Below are 5,662 nucleotides of genomic sequence, written 5' to 3'. Positions count from 1 at the left end.
TGCCCCAAAACTTGTTAGTAGCTTTACTTAGCTAATGATTTCTAGATTTGGATAAAAATCTAAATCAGGGTCGTGGCGTTTCGCCCACACCTGATTTAGAGCGTAAATTTCCAAACTCCGTTTGGATTAAGGTCGTGGGTTTTCCACCCACACCCGACCAAGAGGGTATCAACAGCAATACCCTCTTGGAACACCCTGCCGCCCCTATCGAAAAATGCTGAAAAGCGCATATTTTCAACGGGGATTGATCCAGCTATCAACCTCGCTTGTAGACTGCTTCGGCCTTATTCGAAAATGCTAACGCTTCCGATGGGCCGTCCATGGCCCGACGAAAGCTAGCCTGACGTCCTGTCAGGCTCACGCTATTTTCTTCAACGTCCTCAATTCAAATGGTGCCTTTTAGATTTGTATCTTTTTATTTTTAAGTTAACGCGAATAAAGTTAAATCGAAGAAATGAAAATTCCGGTGTAAGCGCGGCTGTGACCGTCCATGACATGGACGTCATGGCCGAGCATTCAGGGATGAACTTGTAGCGTGTCACAGTAGTGCTTGCACAAGAGCCTGCGGCAGGCAATGAATTAGATTGAAGTGATGGTCTTAAGTAATTTAGCCAATATAGATGAAGTACAAAACATAAACGGGTAACTCGTTTATGTCCAGAAGTTTGTTAGCGGTTGCTAATACAATACCTGTAATACAACAAAATGCCTTGGAGTAGGTTTATCAATGATAGTTTGATTTGTCAGCTTATACTTGCAGCGACAGTAACTGTTTATCAGATTATGTTTTAAAATGAGCGTAAAAAAGGCTGCAACTGCAGCCTTTTTATTGGGTTGGTTTTCTTTTATAAAGAACTATTTAGCATCAAAGCTAAAGGCTTGTCCTGCAATGGCTGCTTCATACATTAGTCCGCCTTTTGCTGCAGTAAAAATGGCCATACCGTTCATGTAATTAGCTTTGGCTGCGGTGCGGTTCCCCGCATTACCTGCCGCGGCTGAGTTGCCCGTTGAGCCCACTTGCGCGTTTGCGCCAACGGTAATGGCAACAGCTGATGCTTGTGCACTGAATTCAAAGGTACCGCTAGTAAAATCATCGTAGGCGGCTTTATTCTTAAAAAATATAATTTCGCTGTAAGCTTGGCCACCTAACTGAAAGCCGATAGACAGTTGCGATAGGGTGGAGTCGCCAGTATGGATCCCGCCTTTGTACACTCGACCCGCGCCATACGCTGCGCCAATACCAATGCCGCCTTTACCGACAGTTGGGTAAATCGCATAGCCGTAAGCATTACTAAAGAAGTTTTGTACCTCTGGTGCTTTTCTAAAGTCTTCCACTGTTTTGGCATATTTATCAGCATGTGCAAAATTTGAAAAAGTCAGTCCTATTAAGACGAAGGTGACGGACAACAGTGATAATATGTTTTTCATATTTACTCCTACAAGTAAGGGAAAGCAGGGCTCAACTTAGGCTGAACCATTAGCTAGCACATGCTAACAGCAACTTGAATCCTTGAGCGGTAACGAGGTTGATGCTCAATGACTAAAAAGTCGATAATCAATTCAGACTAGCAGCATAACAAAGCCAGAGCCGGAAGCACAAAACTAAAACGCCTAATGACAGCTATTGTTCAGGCTGACTCACTAGGCGTTGTTAATCTTTAGGTCGAAATGATGAAAATTGATTAGTTTGAGTTTTGCTTACTCTTCTATACCTAAGACATAATAATCAAACCACTTTTTGTCCCACTCCATTTTTGCTTTACGGTGCTGATAACGGCTCAGGCCGTGGCCTTCTCCTGAGTAGACCACTAATTCTACAGGTACATTTAAATAGTGCCTTAAGGCACGATATAGCCCTTGTGCATGGCCAACTGGCACGCGTTGATCGTTTTCGCCAATGTGAATAAGAGTAGGCGTGGTGATATTATTAGCTTTGGTCAATGATGAGCCATGGGAGTATGCTTCTGGCTTTTCCCAAGGTAGTCCTTCCATAAAGTTAACCACATGACCGGGTGTATCTTCTAGCATCCACTGTAAACGTTGATCGAACACCCCAGCACCAGAGCTCGCGGCTTTAAAGCGATCAGTTGTGCTAATTAAAGCATTCGTTAAATAGCCGCCATTACTCCAGCCCATCACAGCCATTTTATCTTCATCAACAATGCCTTCTGCGATTAAGTAATCGACTCCAGCAAGAATATCGTTGACTTCAATATCGTGTTCTCGACCGACTAATTCGGTTAAGAACTTATCGCCATAGCCAGTGGAACCACGATAGTTTGGCGACAAAATAGCCCAGCCATCAGCAGAAAAAGTGCCACGACCATAGGAACGGTGTTGCAGTGCATAAGGGGTGGCAGCAGTCGGTCCACCATGAATTTGCACGACTAAGGGTAAACGACCTTGTGTTTTGGTGTAGCCATGGGGAAGTTCAAGAATACCTTCAACATCACTGCCATCTGGTGCGGTCCATTTTACTATCGAAATTTGAGGTAATTGCCATTGGCTGACTTGAGAGTTGATATCGGTAATACGCTTAATTTTAGCGCGGCGATTGTTGGCATCTGCAATGAATAAATCACTGAAATGGGTTAAGCCATTATGGCTTAGCGCAACCTTCTTACCAGACTGGCTAAAGTCATAACTGCCAACGACAGTATCAGCACCAATGACACTGCGAGTCTCTTGCTGTTGACCATTGTCAAACTCCGTGCAGTAAATTTTAACTTTGGCTTCGATTGCACCGCGATAACAAATCTCATCACTGTCGGGGCGCCATTTAAGATCGTCGCCATTTAAGGTGACTTTATCTGGGCGAGTTAACTCAGTTATTTTCGTGTTGTTAGCGTTAATATCTGCGATGAACAACTTACCTGGGTGACCGTCAAAATCGATTCTAAATGCCAGGTTATGATTGTCTTCATGCCATGATAACCCGAGCAACCAGCCATATGGTGATGGGGCTTGTTGGCGCCATTGAGTGTCTTGCAATACTTGATGCTTCTGATTGCTGATATCAAAGATGTCGATATCTGACCAGCCTTCAAGTTTGACTAATTCATTATCTTCTGTGGTAATTCGGGCAATTTTTGATTGGTCTTGATTCACGCTAAATTGCCACACGACTTTACCGTCATCAATCAGTGTTTTTTGCTTATAGTGTTCTAAGTCCAGAACATGTAATGGATTGGAATCGTGCGAGCCGTGACCATACTCTGGTGCACTATGGCTGTTTCGCATGGCGCTCCATTGGTCTGTTTCTTCAACGGTTTTATTGCCGATAAAGTACAGGTTTTTGCCATCTTGGCTTATTTGAAATGCGTTAACACCTTTAACCTCTTTGGTGAGAGGCTGAATGTCATTACCGTTTGCGGTCATTCTAAAGACTTGATTTTTACCATTGAATGGCGCTTTTTCACTGGTATCAGTGCGTTTGCTGAGGAAATAAATATATTGCCCATCTGCACTCCATACCGGGCTTGATTCATTTTCGTTACTAAAAGTGAGACGTTGAGCTTGACGTGTTTTAGTGTCAACTTTCCATAAGTCAGCTTGCGCTTTATCGAGCTCTTTATCCCAACGGCTTTCGACCCAAATAGCGTGTTTAGCATTGGGACTGAAACGGACTTGTTTCATTATGCCGATATCAAAAAAGTCGTCGATAGTAATTTTATTAGCTTGATTAGCATAGACTTGAGTTGATAAGCCCATTAGCGTGAACATGCCAATACGGCGTAAGGTTGTGCTGGATAGTGTCATGGAGATCCTTTCCTTTTTTATTATATTAATGGACTCGCTTTTCTGTCGTGTTTTCGTCGTTCATTATTGTCTGTAAATAGTTCAACTCTTCTGAATTAAGTAGCTGCTCGCTGGCTTTTTGTGGTTTTGTACTGGCTTCATTACTCAAATTTGTGGTTCCGCGAAGATAAGCCGCGCGGGTAATTTGGTGTAACCCGTAAAGTGCAAATACATAGACAGTCAATAATAGAGATAATCTAGCAATGGTATGCGCCAGCACTGAAACGGTATCGCCAAAATAAAACGGTACTAATAACATGATAAGGCGTAATACCCAGTTAAGTAATATTCCACAGGTTAGAATCAGCAGCCAACGAAATCGAATGTCTTTTAAGGTTTGTTGGTTTGCTAGCTTAAACCGCTTTCTGTGTTTTCTGAGGGTTTTAAAGATAAGCGTAAAGTAAACAGCACTCTGTAAAATGATGAATCCAGGCATGATCAGGGCAATCATATTGATATGACTGAGTTCACTGACCGTTGCGACTGATTGGCGAGATGCGTTTGGATCGATACCGATATTAAAAGACACAGCTAACACAATCACCAGCATGGAAATAAAGGTGGGCAGTAGATGTTTACTACTATTGAGCTCTGAAACCTTTATTTGCAGGCTCGATTTACAGTACGAGTACAGTAGTGGCATCAATAGAAAATAAAATGGCACCATGAGGGTAAGCACAAAGTGCATCTGATATTGCACACTGTCTCGTGGGATAGCACCAGTAGCAAAAAAGAGCGCAATTAAGATGAATAATGCACCAAGAAGACGATTACTTTGAGTGGTTGCAGGATCGTTATTGGCATAAATATAACGTACATATAAGCCCACTCCTAAGCAATGAATGCCACTGAGTAATGATAACCATATGTAAGCTTGCGCAAAAAAAGATCCGAGTTCGATGAATTACCCCTTTTCAAAGTAGAGTGATAATACCTGTAAGCGACTATTTCAACCAGTACCCTAAGTTAATTTTTGCTTTCTTATATGTCGATTAGACACACCCTCAGGTGGTTTTCCTGGCGCAGGCTTTCTTTCTGCCAATAGATGTTTAATCGACATGATGGGATGGGGAATTAACATACGCGGGCCTGAGTAAATCATGATTTCTCTGACTTTTTGTTTCATGTGCGGTTTATAACAATGCACAGGGCATTTATTACAGGTCGGTTTATCTTGACCATAAGGACAACGGTCGAGCCTGGTTTCTGCATATTGCAGTAGCTCTGTGCATTCAGCGCATAAGGTTTGCTTGTGTTCTTGCTGATGATGAGCGCGACAATATATTTTTGCCATAGCAGTCATCGTATTCAGTTCAAACAACAATTGACCAGAGAGAAGTGGAGTGGCTGACATAGATAAATACCTTAGTAATTTACTCGGGTATGGTTAGTGTAACGAGCATCATATTAGGAGTTCAATTTAGGTGATAATAAGCTTGAGCTAAAGCACAAAAAAGTAAAAATTTGAATTTATCCCCAGTTATCATGTTTAAAGGCACAAAAGCGGGATAAATACTTGATTTATGACCACACAATAGCTTATTAATACCTATATAGCTGTTTAAAAATGCAGCGTAGAAATATACTCGCTTGAATACGCTTTGACCTTTTTATAAAAGCTATTTTAAATTCATAATTCATGACACAGGCATGGTGTTATCAATGAAAATTATCGTAATTGTTTTATTAGTGTTGTTAGGCGTCTATTTGTATCGTCGAACTCAAAATGTGGCTAAACAAGAGCTTGAGCAGCCAGAGTCGACAGAAACCGAACAGGAGCCAACCAGTGTCATTGAAGGCGAAGCTGATACTGTGGTTGCAGAAGCTGAAAAAGTGGATGCTGTGCCAGAGCCAGAGCCAGAGC

At 42.1% G+C, this 5,662-nt stretch carries 4 protein-coding genes and 1 pseudogene; 1 reads left to right on the top strand and 4 read right to left on the bottom strand.

The annotated features are described in order from the left end of the window. Positions 1 to 855 precede the first annotated feature (855 nt). The 4 genes from BCU84_RS18765 to BCU84_RS18750 all read right to left on the bottom strand — a co-directional run bounded on the left by BCU84_RS18765 (position 856) and on the right by BCU84_RS18750 (position 5,152). Complete coding sequence (locus BCU84_RS18765) at positions 856 to 1,428, bottom strand: lipid-binding SYLF domain-containing protein (RefSeq protein WP_102529578.1); 573 nt, start codon at positions 1,426 to 1,428, stop codon at positions 856 to 858. Between the two features lie 270 nt (positions 1,429 to 1,698). After that, positions 1,699 to 3,723: a S9 family peptidase gene (locus BCU84_RS18760; protein ID WP_241906489.1), complete on the bottom strand. Its 2,025-nt coding sequence runs from the start codon at positions 3,721 to 3,723 to the stop codon at positions 1,699 to 1,701. Between the two features lie 61 nt (positions 3,724 to 3,784). Next, positions 3,785 to 4,627, bottom strand: coding sequence for a hypothetical protein (locus BCU84_RS18755; protein ID WP_102529576.1), 843 nt, complete (start codon positions 4,625 to 4,627; stop codon positions 3,785 to 3,787). 132 nt (positions 4,628 to 4,759) lie between these two features. Then, positions 4,760 to 5,152, bottom strand: a complete 393-nt coding sequence (locus BCU84_RS18750) for a nitrous oxide-stimulated promoter family protein (protein WP_102529575.1) — start codon at positions 5,150 to 5,152, stop codon at positions 4,760 to 4,762. Positions 5,153 to 5,460: 308 nt separating this feature from the next. Here BCU84_RS18750 and BCU84_RS20880 point away from each other — a divergent pair. Beyond that, a pseudogene (locus tag BCU84_RS20880) lies at positions 5,461 to 5,662 on the top strand (hypothetical protein); the annotation flags it as partial.

This window comes from Shewanella sp. 10N.286.51.B7 (assembly GCF_002873615.1).
Taxonomy (GTDB): Bacteria; Pseudomonadota; Gammaproteobacteria; order Enterobacterales; family Shewanellaceae; genus Shewanella; species Shewanella electrodiphila.
The sequence above is the reverse complement of the archived record's forward strand: the minus strand, read 5'-3'. Positions and strand labels throughout refer to the sequence as shown.